Annotated in this window: 1 protein-coding gene; it reads left to right on the forward strand. The window is 66.3% G+C overall.

Annotated features, from left to right (window positions below; all coding sequences use genetic code 11):
- Positions 1–344 precede the first annotated feature (344 nt).
- Positions 345–722: a terminase gene (locus ABQE44_RS25780; protein WP_448432651.1), complete on the forward strand. Its 378-nt coding sequence runs from the start codon at positions 345–347 to the stop codon at positions 720–722.
- The last annotated feature ends 141 nt before the right edge of the window (positions 723–863 follow it).

Below are 863 nucleotides of genomic sequence, written 5' to 3' on the forward strand. Positions count from 1 at the left end.
GGTATACGGGTCTCGAGACAGTGACGCCACCAGTTACCGACGACGAATGCCATGGGCAGTAAATGACATTGGCTGCCGAGGTGATACTGCCGGCTACTTCGAACGGGTACGGCCCGCCGTACCGTTGATCCAAGTCATAAAGTGCCTGCATTGCCGTTAGCCCAGCGTCTTGACGTTGGCAGAGCGCCCCGCGCGGCAGCGTAGTTGCGACCTCCGCGCCGCGCGGGGCCGCTCACCCAACCAACGGGGGGGTACCCCGCGAACGCCGACCCGCGCCCCTCGGGGCATAGGCACTCGTATCTCCCCGACCTGAAACGATCGGCCCTTGATTGGAGCGTCTACCGATGACTGAATGCCAACAGCCCTCCGGTCTCGGCGACGCCGGAACGACCCTGTGGGGTGCCGTGACCGACGTCCTGGACCTCGACGAGCATAACGCCCTCGCTTTGCGCGAGCTGTGCCGCACCGCGGACACCCTCGACAGGTTGCAGGCCATCGTCGACCGCGACGGCGATCTCGCCACGTCGTCACAGGGCATGCGGGCACACCCGGCGCTCGTCGAACTGCGTCAGCAGCGGATCGTATTCGCCCGGCTCATGTCGGCGATGCAACTACCGTCGGGGCTCACAGCTTCGCAGCACGGCGGGGCGCAGCCAGCCCAGCCCACGCAGCGGCGGCCCGGCGCCAAAGGTGTGTACGCGATCAACGGTGGCCGTGCGTGAGGTGGAAGCAGACAGCCGAGGACGCCGTGTCTGTCGACGACGGTGTGCCTGATGCGGCCGCAATGTTCGACGCCGACGGTGAACTGATCGGCTGGGACGAATCCGCCGTGCGCGCATACCTCGCTCGGAATTACGCTCCGA

The organism is Mycolicibacterium sp. XJ2546 (assembly GCF_053483195.1).

What these genes read in the sequence shown, in the direction of transcription:
- ABQE44_RS25780 (WP_448432651.1), top strand. Translation starts at nt 345, where the DNA reads ATGACTGAATGCCAACAGCCCTCCGGTCTCGGCGACGCCGGAACGACC.